The organism is Paenibacillus sp. TC-CSREp1, from assembly GCF_050171015.1.
GTDB lineage: Bacteria > Bacillota > Bacilli > Paenibacillales > Paenibacillaceae > Paenibacillus > Paenibacillus silvae.
On record NZ_JBNOKM010000013.1, the window covers coordinates 198,117 to 215,393 of the forward strand.

Here is a 17,277-nt window from a genome sequence, read left to right on the forward strand (position 1 = left end):
ACCTTTAAAAACACGTTACATTCAGTACATTTTACACCCATCGTATTAAGCCGCTCTTTTATTTTTGTTATAGATATCAAACGCTACCGCCAGGAGCAGCACCAAGCCCTTGATTCCCTGCTGCCAGTCGATACCGAGACCGATCAACGACATCCCGTTGTTCAGCACACCCATAACCAGACCACCGATGATGGCACCAAACACCGTTCCGATCCCGCCTGAAGCTGACGCTCCACCGATGAAACAAGCCGCAATGGCATCCAGCTCAAAGTTCGTACCCGCTCTCGGCGTAGCCGCATTGAGACGTGCGGCAAAGATCAAACCGGATACAGCAGCCAGTGTACCCATATTCACGAACACCCAGAAGGTCACTTTTTTCGTTTTCACCCCGGATAGTCCTGCCGCCTTCTCATTGCCTCCAAGTGCATACACATGTCGTCCCATGACGGTACGATTCATGACAAAGGAATACACTACGATCAGCACAAACAGCAGCACCAGAATGTTTGGAATACCTGCATAACTTGCCAGTACAAATGTAAACAGATTCGTGACCGCAGCGACCACAATCAGCTTGAGTAGGAACAGCCCTTGAGATACAACCTCAAAGCCATACTTGCGCTGGGATGCGCGTTCCCGCAGTTCATTAATGATGTACCAGATCGTAAGTGCAATCCCCACAATAATGGACACCAGACCCAGACCGGAGAATTGCACATCCGGCAGGAAACCGGAGCTGATTTTCTGGAATCCGGCAGGGAAAGGAGAGATGGACTGCCCTTCAAGCACAATCATCGTCAAACCACGGAACAGCAGCATTCCTGCCAGCGTCACAATGAAGGCCGGAATCCGTACATATGCGATCCAGAAGCCCTGCCATGCACCAATCAGCGCACCAACCAGCAGGGAAGCAATAACCGCAAGCCACGCTGGCAGCTGCCAATCCACCATCATGATGGCGGCTACGGCGCCGACAAAGGCCGCAATCGAACCGACAGACAAGTCGATATGGCCTGTAATAATAACCAGCACCATGCCGATGGCGAGCACCAGAATGTAGCTGTTTTGCAAAATCAGGTTCGTAATATTAATTGGCTTGAGCAGCAGTCCACTTGTCAGCACTTCAAACAGAAGCATAATGACAACGAGGGCAATGATCATGCCGTACTGACGTATATTATTTTTGAACAGTTTAGTTACCGTTTCCATGCTTACCGCCTCCAGACTTGGTCATATATCTCATCAATGTTTCCTGCGATGCCTGCTCCCGGCTGACTTCACCCGTAATTCGTCCGGCATTCATCACATAAATCCGGTCACACAGGCCCAGAACCTCCGGCAGCTCGGAGGAAATTACCAGCACACCCTTGCCTTCGGCAGCAAGCTTATGGATAATTGTATAAATTTCGAACTTGGCACCCACATCAATCCCTCGGGTCGGCTCATCCAGAATCAGAATATCCGGACCGGCAAAAATCCATTTGCTCAGCACCACCTTCTGCTGGTTACCTCCACTCAGATTGCCTGTTTTCTGGAGGATATTAGGTGCCTTGATGTTCATGCTTTTTTTCATCTCTTCTGCAACCAGCACTTCCTCTTGCTCGTTCACAACGGCATTGCGGGTCAGTTTGCCAAGTCCGGTGAGTGAAATGTTGCGTTTGATATCATCCATTAAAATAAGTCCATATTCCTTGCGATCCTCTGTCACATAAGCAAAACCATTCTGAATGGCCTCTGTCACACTGTTGTTCTGAATCGGCTTGCCGTCCTTGATCAGCTGTCCCGAGATGTTGCGACCATACGATTTGCCGAAAATGCTCATCGCAAGCTCCGTACGTCCAGCACCCATCAGTCCCGCGATCCCTACGATCTCACCGCGTCTGATATTCAGATTGATCTGATCCAGCACCTTGCGCTCCGCCTGATGCTCGTGATACACTGTCCAATCCTTCACTTCCAGCACCACGTCACCAATAGTTGCATGACGTTCAGGATAACGATTCGTCAGGTCCCGTCCCACCATTCCGCTGATGATGCGATCCTCGGTGACGTTGTCCTTTTTCATATCGAGCGTTTCAATCGTCTTGCCGTCCCGCAAAATCGTCACCGCATCCGAAACCTTGGACACCTCGTTCAGCTTATGGGAGATCAGGATGCAGGCGATGCCCTGCTTTTTGAACTCCAGCATCAGCTGCAGCAGATTTTCGCTGTCATCCTCATTCAGCGCTGCAGTTGGCTCATCGAGAATGAGCAGACGCACTTTTTTGGAGAGCGCTTTCGCAATTTCGACCAATTGCTGCTTGCCTACCCCGATACTGGACACAAGAGTATTCGGATTTTCGTTCAAGCCCACCTTGCCCAGCAACTCACGCGTTCCGACAAAGGTTTCCTTCCAGTTCACGATGCCTTTGCTGGCGCGTTCGTTGCCGAGAAATATATTTTCTGCAATCGAGAGATACGGGATCAGCGCTAATTCCTGATGGATAATGACAATGCCCAGTTCCTCACTCTGTTTAATGTCTTTGAATTCACATGGTTTACCGCGGAACAAAATGTCACCTTCATAGCTTCCATGCGGGTATACTCCGCTCAGCACCTTCATCAGCGTAGACTTGCCTGCGCCATTCTCACCGCATATCGAATGAATTTCGCCTTCCCGCACCTTCAGATTGACGTTTTCCAGCGCTTTGACACCGGGAAATGTTTTGGTTATGTTCTTCATTTCAAGAATGATGTCCGTCATGGCATGTGCTCCTTTCCTGAATTATGCGTTATAGCAAGCCCATCTTTTGCACCACACTTTAAGGCAGCTCAATCTCTTTCATTGCACTTTACGGCAGCCCTATTTCATGATCTACTCATGGCAAACCAATCTCCTGTTTCGTGTAATACTTGCTGCCCACAATATCTTTTTCGACATTGGTTCGATCTACAGAGATCGGGTCGAGCAGATAAGCTGGAACCACCATTAATCCGTTGTTATATGATTTCGTATCATTCACTTCTGCTTGTTTTCCCTGCAAAATGCTATTGGCCATCTCCACCGTTTTCTCAGCGAGCTTACGTGTATCCTTGAAAACCGTCTGTGTCTGTTCCCCGGCCACAATGGACTTGATGGAGGCCAGCTCCGCATCCTGTCCGGTAATAACCGGCAGCGGTTTGTTCGGCTTGCCGTAGCCGATGCCTTTCAGAGATGAGATGATCCCTATACTGATGCCATCATATGGGGATAACACCGCATCCAAATTATCGCCCGAATAGTAGGCACTTAGCAGGTTATCCATCCGTGCCTGAGCCAGTGCCCCGTCCCAGCGCAGTGTAGCGATTTGTGCCATCGTCATCTGTTTGCTTCGTACGACCAGCTTGCCGGAATCAATATAAGGCTTCAGCACAGACATTGCACCGTCAAAGAAAAAGTAGGCGTTATTGTCATCCGGTGATCCACCGAACAGCTCAATGTTAAATGGCCCCTTGCCTTCTTTGAGCCCCAGCTTCTGTTCAATGTAGGAAGCTTGCAGCACGCCCACTTTAAAGTTGTCAAACGTAGCATAATACGTCAGATAAGGTGTATTGCGGATGAGCCTGTCATACGAGATGACCTGTATGCCTTCGTCATGAGCCTTCTTGATTACATCTGTCAGCGTGTTGCCATCCACCGATGCGATTACCATCACATCCACACCCTTGGTAATCATGTTCTCAATCTGGGAGATCTGATTTTCGACGACATCCTCTGCGTACTGCAGATCGGTTTTATATCCTTGCTCCTGGAACAGACGAACCATGTTCTCCCCGTCTCCCACCCAGCGTTCCGATGATTTGGTAGGCATGGATATACCGACATATCCTTTTTCCTTGCTGCCTACATCACTTTCAGCCAGATTACAGGCCGAGAGCATCAAGGCCATTATCAGAAGCCAGATGAGCATTGCTCCTTTTTTCATATGAAGTTCCCCTTTCTTCACGTCTTTACGCTCCGATTCATTATTGAGATAACGCTTACAACTGAGCAAGTATCACGCAGTTATCATGCCTTTCTGTCTCCTATCGTAGCATTTCAACTACGTGTGGTCTTTGCAGGTTTTGAACCTTTTTTATAAAAATTTAACTTTTGATGGAAGAGGATAACGAAAAACCCACCGCAGGCGGTTAACCTTTTGCGATGGGTTTGATTATAGGTTTGATATGTCAATAGTCTACATTGGCCCTGCGGACGAATTGTCCGTTCCGCCGTTCTTTCGATACTGGGCAGGAGAGATGCCCATCGTTTTTTTGAAGGCTGTGCTGAAATAATGCTGTGTATCATATCCCACTCGTTCAGCGATCGTATGGATCGGGAGCGCAGTGGAATCCAAAAGCTGCGCGGCCTTACGAATGCGAGCGCGTGTAACCAGTGTAACAAAGGAGTCGTTCAGCTCTTTTTTTAACACACGGCTGAGATACACTGCCGACACCTGCAGACGGGATGCGAGTGATTCCAGCGTCAGCTCCCGCTCCGCGTATTCCTCCTGAATCAACTGCCGTGCCCTGCGCACAAGCGGGGAGAGCTTCACTTCCTCGTATACCTGTGCACGGCAGTGCCGGTACGTCTCCGGCACCTCTTCGAGCGTTCCCGTATGAGACTCGACATAGGCATGTACTGCAATATTCAGGCAGGCACTGATCTGCTGCTCCAGCAGAGATGCTATTTCCTCTCCAGCCTCCTGCCACAGACAGATGCCGATGAGACCGCTCCCCTCGCGAAAGAGCACATGCGGACGGTTCTCGAGCAGCTCTGTAATAATATTTTCCACGGCAAACAGAAACAGCTGGCGATCATTCTCTCTCAAAATAGTCTGACGTGCTTCCGCAGCAGGCCAGCGCACAACACCGACTTGCACAGGTGACACAGATGGAAGTTGTAGAAAGGCAAGCTGCTCTGTGAGGTTTTTCTCGCCAAGCTCGCCCTCCATCCATTCCTGACAAAATCGCTGACGCAGCAGCGGGATGTTCCGCTCAATCTGCTGTGCGGCCTGTCTGACATACGCTGTCCGCTGATGCTCTTCATCCAGCCGCTGACGAAGCCGCTCAAGTGCAGCCTTCAGCTGCTCTGCCTGAACAGGCTTCAGGATATAATCCTCTACTCCGAGACGAACTGCTTCCTGCGCGTAAGCAAATTCATCATGGCCTGATATGATCAAATATCGCACCCCCGGGCACTGCTCCTGTAAAGAACGAATCAGCCCGATCCCATTCAGAAACGGCATATTCATATCCACCAGCACGACATGAACGTTCAGCTCAACCGCTCGTTCGAGTGCCTCTTCACCATCCTCGGCTTCGCCGACCACCTGCATGCCAAGCGCAGCCCAATCCATGGCCTCCCGTATGCCTTCCCGAATAATCGGCTCATCGTCTGCAATCAGCACACGATACAGCGTATCCGCTGCATTTACGGGTGTTTTTATATCATCCACGACCTTGTTCACTCCTTTTCCTGTCGCTCTCGGTTATCTTCTGGCTCAGTTGGGGGAAGCACAACTGCAGGCAGCTCCCGCATGAGGGGATGAACAATCGTAACACGGGTTCCCACACCAGGGCTGCTATGCAGCGCAATACCGTAATCCCTTCCAAATGCCAGCCTTAACCGTGCCTGCACATTCAGCATGCCGTAACTTTTTCCCGTCTTTTCCGGCGAACCCGATTCCAGACTTTCCATGGGCATATCCAGCAGCTGCAGCATCTCGGTCAGCCGTTCGCTGCTCATGCCTGCACCATCATCCTGAATCGTCAGATGAAGCCTGCCATGCTCTATTTTCCCCTCTATCCCGATATGGCCCGGGCCTCGTCTACCCTTGATGCCATGGTATATGGCATTTTCCACCAACGGCTGGAGCAGCAGCTTCAGTACATACAGGCTCTGAATTTCTTCAGGCACGTTTAACGTATATTGAAGACGGTCACGATATCTTGTCTGTTGGATCTGCAAATAACTGTGGATATGCTCCAGTTCAGACCGGAGCGGAATATAGTCCTGTCCCTTGCTGAGTCCGATACGGAACAGGCGGGACAACGCAGCAACCATATCCGACACACCGTCTGCCCCTTCCTTTCGGGCCATCCAGTGAATGGTATCCAGCGTATTATATAGAAAATGAGGCTTGATATGCTCCTGCAAGCTGCGCATCTCCGCATCACGCTTCTGCCGTTCCCGCAGCTCATTCAGCGAGATCAGCTGACGAATCTGGCTGAGCATGCGGTTAAAGCTGTTTCCCAGCATACCGATCTCATCCGTACGATCACTCCAGCGGCCTGCACTGAGGTTGCCTGTCTCCGCTCTGCGCATATAAGACATCAGCCGGAAAATCGGCTGGGCAATCGAGCGGGAGAACCACAAGGATGCGCTCAGACCAAACAAACATACAACAAAGACAAAGCTGACCACGTAAAACTGAATCTGCCTCACCTCGGTTATCGAATCTTTGGTTGGAAATACCCCGACTGTTCTCCAGCCCGTAAAGGTAGATGATTGGTACATGAACAATAACGTCTCGCCCTCCACCACCTGAGTAAATGTTCCGCTTTCTCCCGCCGCAAACCAGTTTGTCGGGATATGATCAATTAGCGGATGTTCCGGCTTGTACACACTCCTTCCCGCAGCATCTGTAACCATAACATAACCAGATTTCCCGAGAGTGACATTCCGGGCTGCCTGCGACACAGACCTGAGCTTGAGATCAATCAGCACAGCACCCTTCACCAGTCCGTTCGTCTCATCCGTAATCGAGCGGGCAACGGATACAATCTCATCCTCCTTATATCGCACATGTGTTGTCATATTACGCTCCCGCGGCTGGCCCAGCACCGTAAAAATACCTGGTTGTGCCGCGGCCCGTTGATACCATTCCTCCCGGGTCAGATTGACCGCGGTTCGCGGATACATATCATTACTGACGTAATCCCCTTTCCCGTTTACCAGCACGATGCCAGCAATTTCAGGATATAACGTTGTGAAGCCCTGCAAAGTCTGCTTCATGCCATACAGTCGATTCTGATCAGACTCTGCATCCCCTTTACCCATGAATGGTTTGTTGCTGTTGAGTCGATCCCCGTCTCCGGCAAGCTTCTCATCCATAAAAGCATCCACATCGGGTTCAAACGCAATCAGATAGGTCATATTTTGCAAATTTTCCATCTTGGTGTTCAACGCTTCATTCACCTTGCCAATCAGCTGCATCGTATGTCCCTCGACCTGCCGCTCCACGACCCGTTCTACCGTCCAGTTGACGAGCAGGCCCAACCCTACAGATGGCACGATCGCAAAAAGCAAAAACAGCAGCATCAGCTGATACCGCAACGGCATATTGCGTAAACGCAAACGGCGGACATACTCTCCGGCTACAGATCGCCACGTTCTGCGAATTCCGAGGTTATTCTCAACTTCATGATCGTTATTTGGCATAATAATCATCCACATTCGAACGTGTCACTATGGAAATCCCCGTATCCACCGTAACTGGCAGCGGCGCGTTCTCCCCGGAAGACGATGGCGCAGGCACGGTCAAGTGATGGTGCAGATGGAACAGGTATTGAAGCGACCAATATCCCATGTTCCAGGTTCCCTGAGCAATCGTGGCGGATATCGTCCCGTTTTTGATGAGATCCAGCGTTGCTTTGTTGGTGTCAAAAGTAATAATATGCAGCTTCTGTGCATTCCCTGCATTCTGCACAGCTTCGCCAGCCCCGGCCCCTCCCGTTGCCTCGGTTACAAATATGCCGGCCAGCTTCGGATGCGCCTTCATCATACGCAGCGTCTCGTCCCGGGATCTTAGTGTATCCCCATGTCCATCTGCGACTTCAACAACATGCATCAAAGGGTAACGCTGCTGAATGGTTTCGCTGAATCCTTTTGTGCGTTCCTCATGATTTTGCTGCCCCGGCGACGTTAATACACCCACTTCTCCTTCACGGCCCAGCAGCTCGGCCATTTTATCCGCTGCCGTTACGCCCGCCTTGTAATTATCTGTTCCGAGAAAAGAATACGCCTGACTGCCCGGGGCATCCGAATCGAACAGAATAACAGGAATATCTGCCTCCACCGCTTTGTTAATGGCTGGAATTAACGACTTCGGGTCAATCGCTGATATGGCTATACCCGCAGGTTTACGTGCAATCGCCTGCTCAATCACCGTTGTCTGCTCCTTCGCGTCATATCGTGTAGCCCCGCGATATTCGACGGTTACTCCAAGCGCATCCGCAGCATCCTCAAACCCCTTCAAGGGACTTTTCCAATATTCCAGCCCCGACTGGAACGTAATCATCATATACGTCTCGCCCAGATCACCGCGCAGGCCGCGATTCTCCCACGAGCTGTTCACCTGACTGGTATATTCAAACCTCAATACATACAGAGCAAACGCCGCAATCAGTACTATATAGATCAGCAGCATTTTTTTCATCTCGTTCACTTCCTCAAGTGTTCTATGTCTACTACCCCTCACTTCGTTATAGATTGTAAACGCAATCATTCAAAAAGGGAACCTCTCTGCAATAATGTACTATAAACGAGCGCCTGTTTCGCCGTATGATTACGACAATGATCTTTAAATTTAAAATCTATTTAATTTGAACTACTCTTTTACACGTTAACGGAGAGGACAGAAAAAACCTGAAAAAGCGGAGCGGTCGCCTTTATCACCGGATTTTCCCCTTTAGAAAGGGGAATCAAAAAAATCTGGGGATAACAGCGATTGGAAGGTTATTCTGTCATCGGAGTGGTGTGTGTAAAATCTTTAGTTGAAATTAAGATAGCATCCAAGAAGGAGCTCAAGATGAATATACTATCTTTTTTAATCTACTGTATCGTTGTCACCTTCACCCCCGGCCCCGCCAATATTGTCATTCTCTCCTCCACAGAGAAGGTAGGCGCGCGCCGTACCATGCCCTATGTATGGGGAGCTACGCTGGCGTTTGGTTTGCTGCTGACCGCTTCTGCTTTTCTGAACCAGGTACTCGCAGACATTCTGCCGGGAATATTACGGTTCATGCAGGTCATTGGCAGCATCTACATGCTGTATCTTGCTTATCAGGTCTATCGCATGGGCTCTACCGAGGCTGCTCCACAGGCCATTTTAGGCTTCTGGAACGGTTTGATGATGCAGTTTGTGAATCCCAAGGTGGTGCTGTTTACGTTTACCGTCATTCCGGCCTATGTACTTCCTTATGTCGCTCCAGAATCGGGGTCTGCGTTTGCATATGTTATGCTGATTACATGTATCGGATTTTTGGCGTATTCGAGCTGGGTCGTGTTCGGCACCGTTTTTCGCCCCTTGCTGAATCGATACCAGCGGACATGCAGTGTGCTGATGGCTCTTTTTTTGATATACTCAGCCATTATAGTGTCAGGTCTTATCTCAGACACGCCCTAATCTGCGGAGGTGTGCGGTATGGAAAAGTTTAGTTACAGAAGATCACAAGACGTGCTGGCCCTGTCCGCCAGCTTCACCGATTTCACCTATAAAAAGCACTGCCATGAGGAATATGCTGTAGGGGTAACGCTGCGCGGTATCCAGCAGTATAATCTGGACGGTCACTATCAGGCTTCGCATCCGAACGGTGTCATGCTGTTTAACCGTGAGCAGCTCCATGACGGAAGCTCTTATGATAAAGAGGGCATTGACTATGTCATGCTCTACCTGAAGCCCGAACTCGTTGAAGAGATTATGGGTAAAAAAGAACTTCGCTTCTCCACTCCCATCGTCTATGATCCGAAGCTTGCCCGAAGCATTCTGATGCTGAACGATGCCGTGCAGCACAGACAGGACGAAGCCGAGTGCAGCACCCGGCTCTATGATCTGGTGCAGATGCTTGCCCGGGAAGAACAGCCCGCCAAGCTCTGGGAGCCTCAGGACAGCCTCGTTCGCAAAGCTAAAGAAATCATGTTCTGCAGCACCGCAAATGTGCTCAAGCTGGACGATCTTTCTGCTGAATTCGGCTTATCCAAGTTTCAATTCATTCGGGAATTCAAAGCCTGTGCCGGGATTTCACCCTACCAGTTTTTCTTAAACTGCAAGGTTGAACACGCGAGACAAGCCTTAGAAAAGCAAAAGGACCTCTACGCTGCTGTAGCTGACTGCGGCTTCGTGGATTTGACACATCTGAACAGACATTTCAAGCGGGTATTCGGCGTTACCGCGTATGAATACATGCTGCAGCTGCAGCGCTGACATGAAGGTTAGACACAGGATTAAATAAATGCTCAACCAGAACACATACAGACATAGAGACATACAGAAAAACAGGCTCACCATATCAAAATCCCCTTACAGAACGCATTTACGTTCATAAGGGGATTTATTTAACAATCAGCCATGATTGCTTGCGCAGATTATGCCTTTAAACCACAACACGTTATACCTTTGATATTTGGGCAGATTAAACCTGCCTTTTCTTTCTTCTCCACAGCCAGCCACCTGCCAGTCCAAGCAATGCTATTGTACCTCCAGCATAAAGAGTAATCATCCAAGGGCTGCGGTACCCGCTGCTGAATCTGAAATCATCAGAGCTGACAGGAGTCCCCTTCCCTAATATTGCTGTCGCCTCTTCGGCTTTTTCCAGCCGGGTGTTGAAGCTGCACAAGCTGCTGTACAGCTTGCCATCCCTCTCATCCTTAATAGCAAAAATCAGATATAGCTGATCCTTCTCCAATGTTGTTCCACACGAGGCCTCACCCATATCACTGATCAGGACCTTCATCTGTTTTGCATCCGCACCCTTCCATGCCGTATCCACATCCAGCGTGTATGTCTTGTATTGTTGACTGTTAAATATGGATATGAAGTTACCGCCAATATCTACGACTTTCCCCGTAAACACCGCACTGTGCGTCTCCAGTCTTTCCTTGGCCGTGGAATTCACGCAGCTGCATGCATATGCTCTTTCCCCCGACCAAACGAATAAGCTTGCTGCACACAACATCAGAATCAGAACGACTGTGACAACCTTCCTCATCCTCCATCTCCCCCTCTTATAGGCTGCCTTTATCTTTAAGAACACCTCCATTTGATTTTTGTTTGTTTTATTGTAAAATGGTTAACACTATGTTCAGGATCATCAGTATATACATGATCTTCTGATTTGCTACAATTATAAGAATCATATGTCACGGAGGATTTGAATTATTGAAGAACCATTGGACGTCAAAAATTTCATTTTCGCTGCTCGCTGCAGCGTTATGTTTATGCGCTTTTATCGGCATTGCGCTCTCGATCAGCGACAACCAGATACATCGCTTTGATGATGTGCTGATCAGCTGGATTCAAGGGATGGAGTCCCCCGGTATGACCCGATTGATGCAATTCTTCACCTGGATTGGCAGCGGGCGGCAAGTCGTCATAATCACGATTCTTGCTATGCTGGTGCTCTATCTCTACTTGGGGCACAGACGCGAGCTGCTGTTTCTTGCCATTGTGCTTGTCGGCTCTACCGTGTTAAATGCGCTGCTCAAAGCTGTATTTGGGCGGGCTCGCCCCACCATTCACCGCATTATCGAAGTCAGTGGATACAGCTTTCCCAGCGGACATTCTATGGCCTCATTCAGCCTGTACGGCGGACTGGCTTTTCTGATCTGGAAGCATATCCCCAGTTTTACAGGACGGGTATTCATGATGGTAGCCAGTGCAGTCTTTATTCTGACCATCGGTATGAGCCGTATCTATCTGGGTGTGCATTATCCCAGCGATGTCGTCGGTGGTTACTTTATCAGCGGATGCTGGCTATTCACCTGCATCTGGTTCTACAGACGCTATTTGCAGCGGCTGTCCGGATTACAAACCAGCAGCATCGTCTAGCCGCATGTCCGCCTGATGCTTGCCTGCAAAGAAGACAAGCCTTTTAATAGCAATAGTTCTGATCGCTCTGTCTGGTCTAAAACACAACAAAGCACCCGCACGTTCCTGATTACAGGAATGGGCGGGTGCTTTGCATTGACAATAGATAGGTTTTTCCTATGCCACCTTCCGGCTTTACAATTCCTCACCGTTGGATGCAATCACATTTCTGTACCAATAAAAGCTCTTCTTCGGCGTCCGGCTTAGATCACCGTTGCCATCATTATCTTTGTTGACGTGAATAAAGCCGTAACGTTTCTTCATCTCCCCGGTCGATGCGCTCACAAGGTCGATGCAGCCCCACATCGTATACGCGATGAGGTCTACGCCGTCCGCAACCGCTTCTTTCATCTGCTCAATGTGACCTTTGAGGTAATCAATCCGGTAGTCATCCTGAATCGAGCCGTCCTCTTCAATGACATCTACCGCACCGAGACCATTCTCAACAACCATGAGCGGAATCTGATAACGGTCATAGAGATGGTTCAGCGTATAGCGAAGTCCCTTGGGATCGATCTGCCAGCCCCAGTCCGAAGCTTCGAGATACGGATTTTTGATGCCGCCCAGCAGATTGCCCTCCGCTCTCTCCAGCGATGCATCGGCGCTTTCGACGAGAGACATATAATAACTGAAGGAATAGAAATCTACACAGCCTTCGCGCAGTATCTGCTCGTCTTCCGGCTGCATCTGAATCTCGATGCCTTCTTCTGCAAAGAATCGTTTGGCAAAGCCTGGATAGGCACCCCGAACCTGCACATCACCGCAGATCATATTGGACAGCTGGTCCTTTTTCTGCGCAAGCAAAATATCGTCAGGGTTACATGTGTTCGGATACGTGGTCATGAACGCAACCATACAGCCGATTTTGAAATCCGGGTTGATCTCATGCCCCAGCTTCACCGCTTTGGCACTGGCGACAAATTGATGGTGCAGCGCCTGAAAGCGGGTCTGCGGCTGATCTACCCCATCGGTCAATGTCTCTTTGCCTTCGAACAACAATCCACCTGCCATATATGCCCCCAGCGGCATCGTCAAACAGTTGATTTCGTTGAAGGTCAGCCAGTATTTCACCTGATCCTTGTACCGGTTGAACAGGGTTTTACAATAACGGATGTAAAAATCGATTACTTCACGGGAAGCCCAGCCGTTATACTTTTGCGTCAATCCAAATGGAGTCTCGTAGTGGGAGATCGTTACCAAAGGTTCGATGTTGTATTTCTTCAACTCGGCAAAGACGTTATCATAAAATTTCAAGCCCTCTTCATTCGGCTCAAGGTCGTCACCGTTCGGGTAAATGCGGGACCAGTTGATTGACATGCGGAACATTTTGAAGCCCATCTCGGCCATCATGGCAATGTCTTCTTTATAATGCCCGTAGAAATCCACTGCTTCATGGCTCGGATAATACGTGCCCTCTTCCAGTACAGGTGTAATCCGGCGAGGTGTCGTGTGTGTGCCGCCTGTCATCATATCCGATGTGCTCGGCCCTTTGCCATCCCGGTTCCATCCGCCTTCAAACTGATTGGCCGCCGTTGCGCCGCCCCAGAAAAATCCGTTCTTCATTTTCATGCTGCGTTCCTCCTCTTTAAGTTAACTCCTGCTGGAGCAAGTGTTTTTGTTTCTTTGCTTCACTGTGAAATATAACGTTATACCCCAAGTCTAGCACCCATACCCTGACAAGGGCTGTCATGATATAATTTTGTCATGGAACATAACCGATTATTTCAAATGCTGCTGCTGTTGCTGGAAAAAAAGAAAACGACCGCACCGGAGCTTGCCCGCCTGTTCGAAATTTCCGTTCGTACCGTATATCGGGACATTGACCGCCTGAGTGCGGCAGGTATTCCCGTTTATACGACAACAGGCAAACATGGCGGCATTCATCTGATGGACCACTATGTCATGGACAAGTCACTGCTGAATGAGGATGAGCAAAATGAAATTTTGCTGGGATTGTACAGCGTCAGTGCTATTCCTCATCTGAACAGCGCCCGGATGTTAGGGCGATTAACGACCCTTTTTGATCATAAACTGGACTGGATTGAATTTGAGTATTCTCCTTGGGGCAGCATTCCCGAGCAGGAGGTGCAGCTGTTTAATCAAGTAAAACAGGCGATCTTCGCCAGCCAACTGCTTTCATTCCATTATGTGGACTCGAACGGGGAGGAGAGCGAAGAGACTGCTTTACCGATCAAGCTTATTTTCAAGAACAATACATGGTACTTCAAAGGTCTGAAACGTGATCCGCATAAGCCAGACACGCTACTGACTTACAAAATCAAGCGTATAACAGAACTTCGCTTCGTACCCGGTGCATATGAACGTACGCTGTCAACGCCGATGAAAGAAGAGAATATAAACGCAGGAAGAACACCCGCTGGGGACAACCCTGCCGAGGAGCAGCCTGAACTGATTCAACTGGAGCTGTTGTTTGAGCAATCCGTCGCCTACCGCGTCTATGATCTGCTCGACCCCGCTTTGATTCAGCAAGAGGCAGATGGAAAGCTGCGCGTTTCGCTTCAGATTGAAGAGGGTGAGCGATTATATTCGTTCCTGCTCTCCTTTGGCTCAAAAGTAACTGTAATCAAGCCTTCGGCAGTACGCCAGGAGCTGCGCCGCAGACATCAGGATGCGGTGTCTCATTCACGCTTGCTGGAAGATGATGGGCACGAAGCTGCGCATGATGATACAATATAATATATGGCTATATCATAAAGCTATTAAGGAAAGCAGCATGTTCAGGTTTTGAGCTGTCGAGTTGCTCAGATATTGAGCTGTTCATCTGTTCAGGGATTGAACTGTTGAGGTACTGAGGTATCCAGGAAACATGGATAGCCGTTAAATGATGTTGGGAGGCACAACGATGAATCAGCAAATCAGGCGTAATAATGTGGAACGATTTAAAGGCTTTGGCACACTCTATGATCAAAACAGGCCCTCTGCTCCCCGGGAAATTGTCGATATACTTACGAATTATCTGGGAAGCAAACCTCGCTTCGTTGCTGATGTCGGCTGCGGCACAGGATTATCCACCTGGATCTGGCTGAACGATGCCGAGCGTATTATCGGTGTGGAGCCTAGTGACGATATGAGCAGTGTGGGCATTGCCAAATGGGAAGCAGCAGGCAAGCCGGATCAGCTTCGCTTCGCGGCAGGCATGTCCCACGACCTCGGCTTGCCAGATGACAGCGTGGATATCCTGACCTGCTCCCAATCGTTTCACTGGATGGAACCGGCATCCACCCTGCGTGAGTTTGCACGGGTGCTGCGTCCTGGTGGCATTTTTGCCGCCTACGATTGTGACTGGCCGCCAGTGCTGGACTGGCAGCTCGAAGCAGCCTACCAGCAGTTGGTAAGCACTGCAGACGAGCTTGCCTCACGTCTGTCGAGTGCAGAGCAGCAGGCACATAAATGGAGCAAGGAGGGACATCTGCAGCAGATTCGGCAGTCAGGTCTGTTCCGCTACAGCCGCGAGATTGTATTCCATCATTACGAGCCGTTTACCGCTGATCGTTATGCCAATCTGGCGCTCAGCCAAGGTGGCCTGCAAACGGCGCTGAAGCTCGGTGCAGCAGAATTGAATGAGCTTGCGGATGACTTCAGACGACAGGCCGAGCTTGTTTTTGATGGAGCCTCCAAGGAAGTGTTATTCTCTTATCGCATGCGGATAGGTATTGTTTAACGTATATTGTAATGCATTTGATGAAGTGTATTCGATGAAGTGAAAAATGGAAAACAGAAAGGCTGTGAACACGTTGGGTGACACACAGATACTGAAGGAGGATCGGCTTTTCATCCAAAGCTGGCTTGATGCATACTTTGATTCCCCCCACCGGGATATACTGATGTCCCTTCCAGCCAAAATGGATGAAAATGACGCGGGCGTGCCTGTGGAGATGCAGGATGGCGAGGTCGACGAAGAGGGCTGGGTTCGCTGGAGAATGCTGGATTCAGCAGTTACCGTGGAGCAGATTGACGAATTGGTTGATGCTTTGATCAGACCTCGCTCTGATGCGTGCGGTGCTGCTTTTTCTGTGCCGCCTCTGTACGCCGCTTATCTGAGCACTAGATACGTTCTAAACGTATATCTCCGTTACGATGGATGTACAATTGCATTGCCCAACCTGCCTTCGGACTCCCCTCTGGAGGAAATTCGTAAGCTTTGGTCCTCATGGCCAACACTGATTGAGGCGGGATATATTCCTTTTGCTTCCTATGAAGATGGAGCAGGTCCCGTGTGCTGGGATGCTAATAAGCCTGATCAAGAGCGAGACTATGCTGTCGTATGGTTCGATCACGAATCATTATTTGATGAACAGCAGCACAGTCGGGAGAAGCTTGAACAGCATGCCCAGCCTCTTTTCTCCTCATTTCGGGCCATGCTTATACAGTCCTCTTCGAGATGACGTTTCACGTTTCTAACCTTCTCTAAAAGACCGTTGGAAAAATAAAAAGCCTGCTCCGGTCCCAATTCTGACTCAGGGCAGGCATAGCTTTCATGACTTGCACGTTCAGGACGAGAACAGCTGATTCAACTGCTGCTCCTGCACTTGAAGTGCGAGGGCGACCTTGGAAGGGTCCTGTCTGGAATAAAAGACGTTAATGATATGACCCTGCTGGACCTGTGATAGCGCAGAAGGAACAATTTCTTTTTGCGTGGTCACCTCAAAGGTTTCCCCGTTCGGCTTCGTAATACTTAATTTCAACTGCAGCTTGATGTTGCCGTTGCTTCCATTGCCGAGTGGAGTAACATCTACAATCTTGGCTAGTCCCTTCTCTCCTGTACGTGCAATATCCACCATTTCGGGCGCGATGCCCTGCTGCATCATCTTTTCATTCAACAGCTCCTGCATATGTTCTTGTGTTACCGTTCCATGCTGATCCAGCCCGACCTTGCGCTCATCCTTCTCGGACACAACAAGTGGAATAACACTGCCCGGCTGAAATTGGGACAACGAGGTCAACGGAATGACACTTCTCAGCTCCGCATCATATGTTTCCCGTCCCTGGCGAGATACCTTCAGCGTCATTCGCACTTCAGGCTGCTCATTAATATAGATACCCGTCTGCTGTATACTTTGAATAACGCCAAGCGCCGGTTGTCCTGATTTGATCTTGCGCTGTCCCAGACTTGTACCCAATATAGATGTCAACACCATCAGCCCAATTCCGCCAAAAATCATCGGTTTAAACCACCACGCCTGCATGACCATAAACGGATCATCCCAGAGCCACTGCGCTACCACGGGAGAAAATCCCGCCCCCAACACCATAAGCAGACCTATTATTCTGAAAAAACGACTCATATCTACCACCCTTTTCTATGTCTATTTACCGTTGTTATCCGCAACAATCTAATAATCTTCTCTTATTTCACTTATATTCTTGCCTATGAAACGATACACCCTGT

Annotated in this window: 15 protein-coding genes; 6 read left to right on the forward strand and 9 right to left on the reverse strand. The window is 49.4% G+C overall.

Going from position 1 to position 17,277, the window contains the following annotated elements:
• Positions 1-45: 45 nt before the first annotated feature.
• The 6 genes from mmsB to ACQSGY_RS20775 form a co-directional block, all read right to left on the reverse strand.
• A complete protein-coding gene (gene mmsB, locus ACQSGY_RS20750; RefSeq protein WP_111270776.1) occupies positions 46-1,209 on the reverse strand; it encodes a multiple monosaccharide ABC transporter permease in 1,164 nt (387 codons plus the stop codon).
• Positions 1,193-2,743: a multiple monosaccharide ABC transporter ATP-binding protein gene (gene mmsA / locus ACQSGY_RS20755; protein WP_427180394.1), complete on the reverse strand. Its 1,551-nt coding sequence runs from the start codon at positions 2,741-2,743 to the stop codon at positions 1,193-1,195. The genes mmsB and mmsA overlap by 17 nt, the downstream gene beginning before the upstream one ends.
• 115 nt (positions 2,744-2,858) lie before the next feature.
• On the reverse strand, positions 2,859-3,944 hold the full coding sequence (gene chvE, locus ACQSGY_RS20760) for a multiple monosaccharide ABC transporter substrate-binding protein (protein ID WP_427180396.1): 1,086 nt from the start codon (positions 3,942-3,944) through the stop codon (positions 2,859-2,861).
• A gap of 252 nt (positions 3,945-4,196) precedes the next feature.
• Positions 4,197-5,456 (reverse strand): response regulator transcription factor, encoded by a 1,260-nt coding sequence (locus ACQSGY_RS20765; protein WP_427180399.1) that lies wholly within the window; start codon positions 5,454-5,456, stop codon positions 4,197-4,199.
• A gap of 8 nt (positions 5,457-5,464) precedes the next feature.
• A complete protein-coding gene (locus ACQSGY_RS20770) occupies positions 5,465-7,450 on the reverse strand; it encodes a cache domain-containing sensor histidine kinase (RefSeq protein ID WP_427180464.1) in 1,986 nt (661 codons plus the stop codon).
• Positions 7,431-8,438: a substrate-binding domain-containing protein gene (locus tag ACQSGY_RS20775; RefSeq protein ID WP_427180400.1), complete on the reverse strand. Its 1,008-nt coding sequence runs from the start codon at positions 8,436-8,438 to the stop codon at positions 7,431-7,433. The genes ACQSGY_RS20770 and ACQSGY_RS20775 overlap by 20 nt, the downstream gene beginning before the upstream one ends.
• A gap of 372 nt (positions 8,439-8,810) precedes the next feature.
• Between ACQSGY_RS20775 and ACQSGY_RS20780 the strand changes: the two genes are divergently transcribed.
• On the forward strand, positions 8,811-9,407 hold the full coding sequence (locus ACQSGY_RS20780; RefSeq protein WP_427180402.1) for a LysE family translocator: 597 nt from the start codon (positions 8,811-8,813) through the stop codon (positions 9,405-9,407).
• Between the two features lie 18 nt (positions 9,408-9,425).
• A complete protein-coding gene (locus ACQSGY_RS20785) occupies positions 9,426-10,205 on the forward strand; it encodes an AraC family ligand binding domain-containing protein (RefSeq protein WP_427180404.1) in 780 nt (259 codons plus the stop codon).
• A gap of 208 nt (positions 10,206-10,413) precedes the next feature.
• On the opposite strand, the gene ACQSGY_RS20790 is transcribed toward ACQSGY_RS20785, so the two are convergent.
• Positions 10,414-10,989: an LPXTG cell wall anchor domain-containing protein gene (locus ACQSGY_RS20790; protein WP_427180405.1), complete on the reverse strand. Its 576-nt coding sequence runs from the start codon at positions 10,987-10,989 to the stop codon at positions 10,414-10,416.
• 170 nt (positions 10,990-11,159) lie between these two features.
• Between ACQSGY_RS20790 and ACQSGY_RS20795 the strand changes: the two genes are divergently transcribed.
• Positions 11,160-11,828, forward strand: a complete 669-nt coding sequence (locus tag ACQSGY_RS20795; RefSeq protein ID WP_427180406.1) for a phosphatase PAP2 family protein — start codon at positions 11,160-11,162, stop codon at positions 11,826-11,828.
• A 174-nt stretch (positions 11,829-12,002) separates the two neighbouring features.
• Here ACQSGY_RS20795 and ACQSGY_RS20800 read toward each other — a convergent pair whose 3' ends face one another.
• Positions 12,003-13,436, reverse strand: coding sequence for a glycoside hydrolase family 1 protein (locus ACQSGY_RS20800; protein ID WP_427180408.1), 1,434 nt, complete (start codon positions 13,434-13,436; stop codon positions 12,003-12,005).
• 135 nt (positions 13,437-13,571) lie between these two features.
• Between ACQSGY_RS20800 and ACQSGY_RS20805 the strand changes: the two genes are divergently transcribed.
• The 3 genes from ACQSGY_RS20805 (at position 13,572) to ACQSGY_RS20815 (ending at position 16,273) form a co-directional block, all read left to right on the forward strand.
• Positions 13,572-14,564 (forward strand): helix-turn-helix transcriptional regulator, encoded by a 993-nt coding sequence (locus tag ACQSGY_RS20805; protein ID WP_427180410.1) that lies wholly within the window; start codon positions 13,572-13,574, stop codon positions 14,562-14,564.
• Between the two features lie 166 nt (positions 14,565-14,730).
• A complete protein-coding gene (locus tag ACQSGY_RS20810; protein ID WP_427180412.1) occupies positions 14,731-15,549 on the forward strand; it encodes a class I SAM-dependent methyltransferase in 819 nt (272 codons plus the stop codon).
• A gap of 46 nt (positions 15,550-15,595) precedes the next feature.
• Positions 15,596-16,273 carry a hypothetical protein gene (locus ACQSGY_RS20815; RefSeq protein WP_427180414.1) on the forward strand — a complete coding sequence of 226 codons (678 nt, stop codon included), beginning with the start codon at positions 15,596-15,598 and terminating at the stop codon, positions 16,271-16,273.
• Between the two features lie 105 nt (positions 16,274-16,378).
• On the opposite strand, the gene ACQSGY_RS20820 is transcribed toward ACQSGY_RS20815, so the two are convergent.
• Positions 16,379-17,173, reverse strand: coding sequence for a hypothetical protein (locus tag ACQSGY_RS20820; protein WP_216519254.1), 795 nt, complete (start codon positions 17,171-17,173; stop codon positions 16,379-16,381).
• Positions 17,174-17,277: the final 104 nt, after the last annotated feature.

Bases quoted from the DNA above. Each gene is read 5' to 3' on its own strand.
- ACQSGY_RS20780 (WP_427180402.1), top strand. From the start codon at position 8,811: ATGAATATACTATCTTTTTTAATCTACTGTATCGTTGTCACCTTCACC.
- ACQSGY_RS20790 (WP_427180405.1), bottom strand. From the start codon at position 10,989: ATGAGGAAGGTTGTCACAGTCGTTCTGATTCTGATGTTGTGTGCAGCA.
- ACQSGY_RS20785 (WP_427180404.1), top strand. From the start codon at position 9,426: ATGGAAAAGTTTAGTTACAGAAGATCACAAGACGTGCTGGCCCTGTCC.
- ACQSGY_RS20815 (WP_427180414.1), top strand. From the start codon at position 15,596: ATGGAAAACAGAAAGGCTGTGAACACGTTGGGTGACACACAGATACTG.
- mmsA (WP_427180394.1), bottom strand. From the start codon at position 2,743: ATGACGGACATCATTCTTGAAATGAAGAACATAACCAAAACATTTCCC.
- chvE (WP_427180396.1), bottom strand. From the start codon at position 3,944: ATGAAAAAAGGAGCAATGCTCATCTGGCTTCTGATAATGGCCTTGATG.
- ACQSGY_RS20810 (WP_427180412.1), top strand. From the start codon at position 14,731: ATGAATCAGCAAATCAGGCGTAATAATGTGGAACGATTTAAAGGCTTT.
- mmsB (WP_111270776.1), bottom strand. From the start codon at position 1,209: ATGGAAACGGTAACTAAACTGTTCAAAAATAATATACGTCAGTACGGC.
- ACQSGY_RS20775 (WP_427180400.1), bottom strand. From the start codon at position 8,438: ATGAAAAAAATGCTGCTGATCTATATAGTACTGATTGCGGCGTTTGCT.
- ACQSGY_RS20770 (WP_427180464.1), bottom strand. From the start codon at position 7,450: ATGATTATTATGCCAAATAACGATCATGAAGTTGAGAATAACCTCGGA.
- ACQSGY_RS20820 (WP_216519254.1), bottom strand. From the start codon at position 17,173: ATGAGTCGTTTTTTCAGAATAATAGGTCTGCTTATGGTGTTGGGGGCG.
- ACQSGY_RS20800 (WP_427180408.1), bottom strand. From the start codon at position 13,436: ATGAAAATGAAGAACGGATTTTTCTGGGGCGGCGCAACGGCGGCCAAT.
- ACQSGY_RS20805 (WP_427180410.1), top strand. From the start codon at position 13,572: ATGGAACATAACCGATTATTTCAAATGCTGCTGCTGTTGCTGGAAAAA.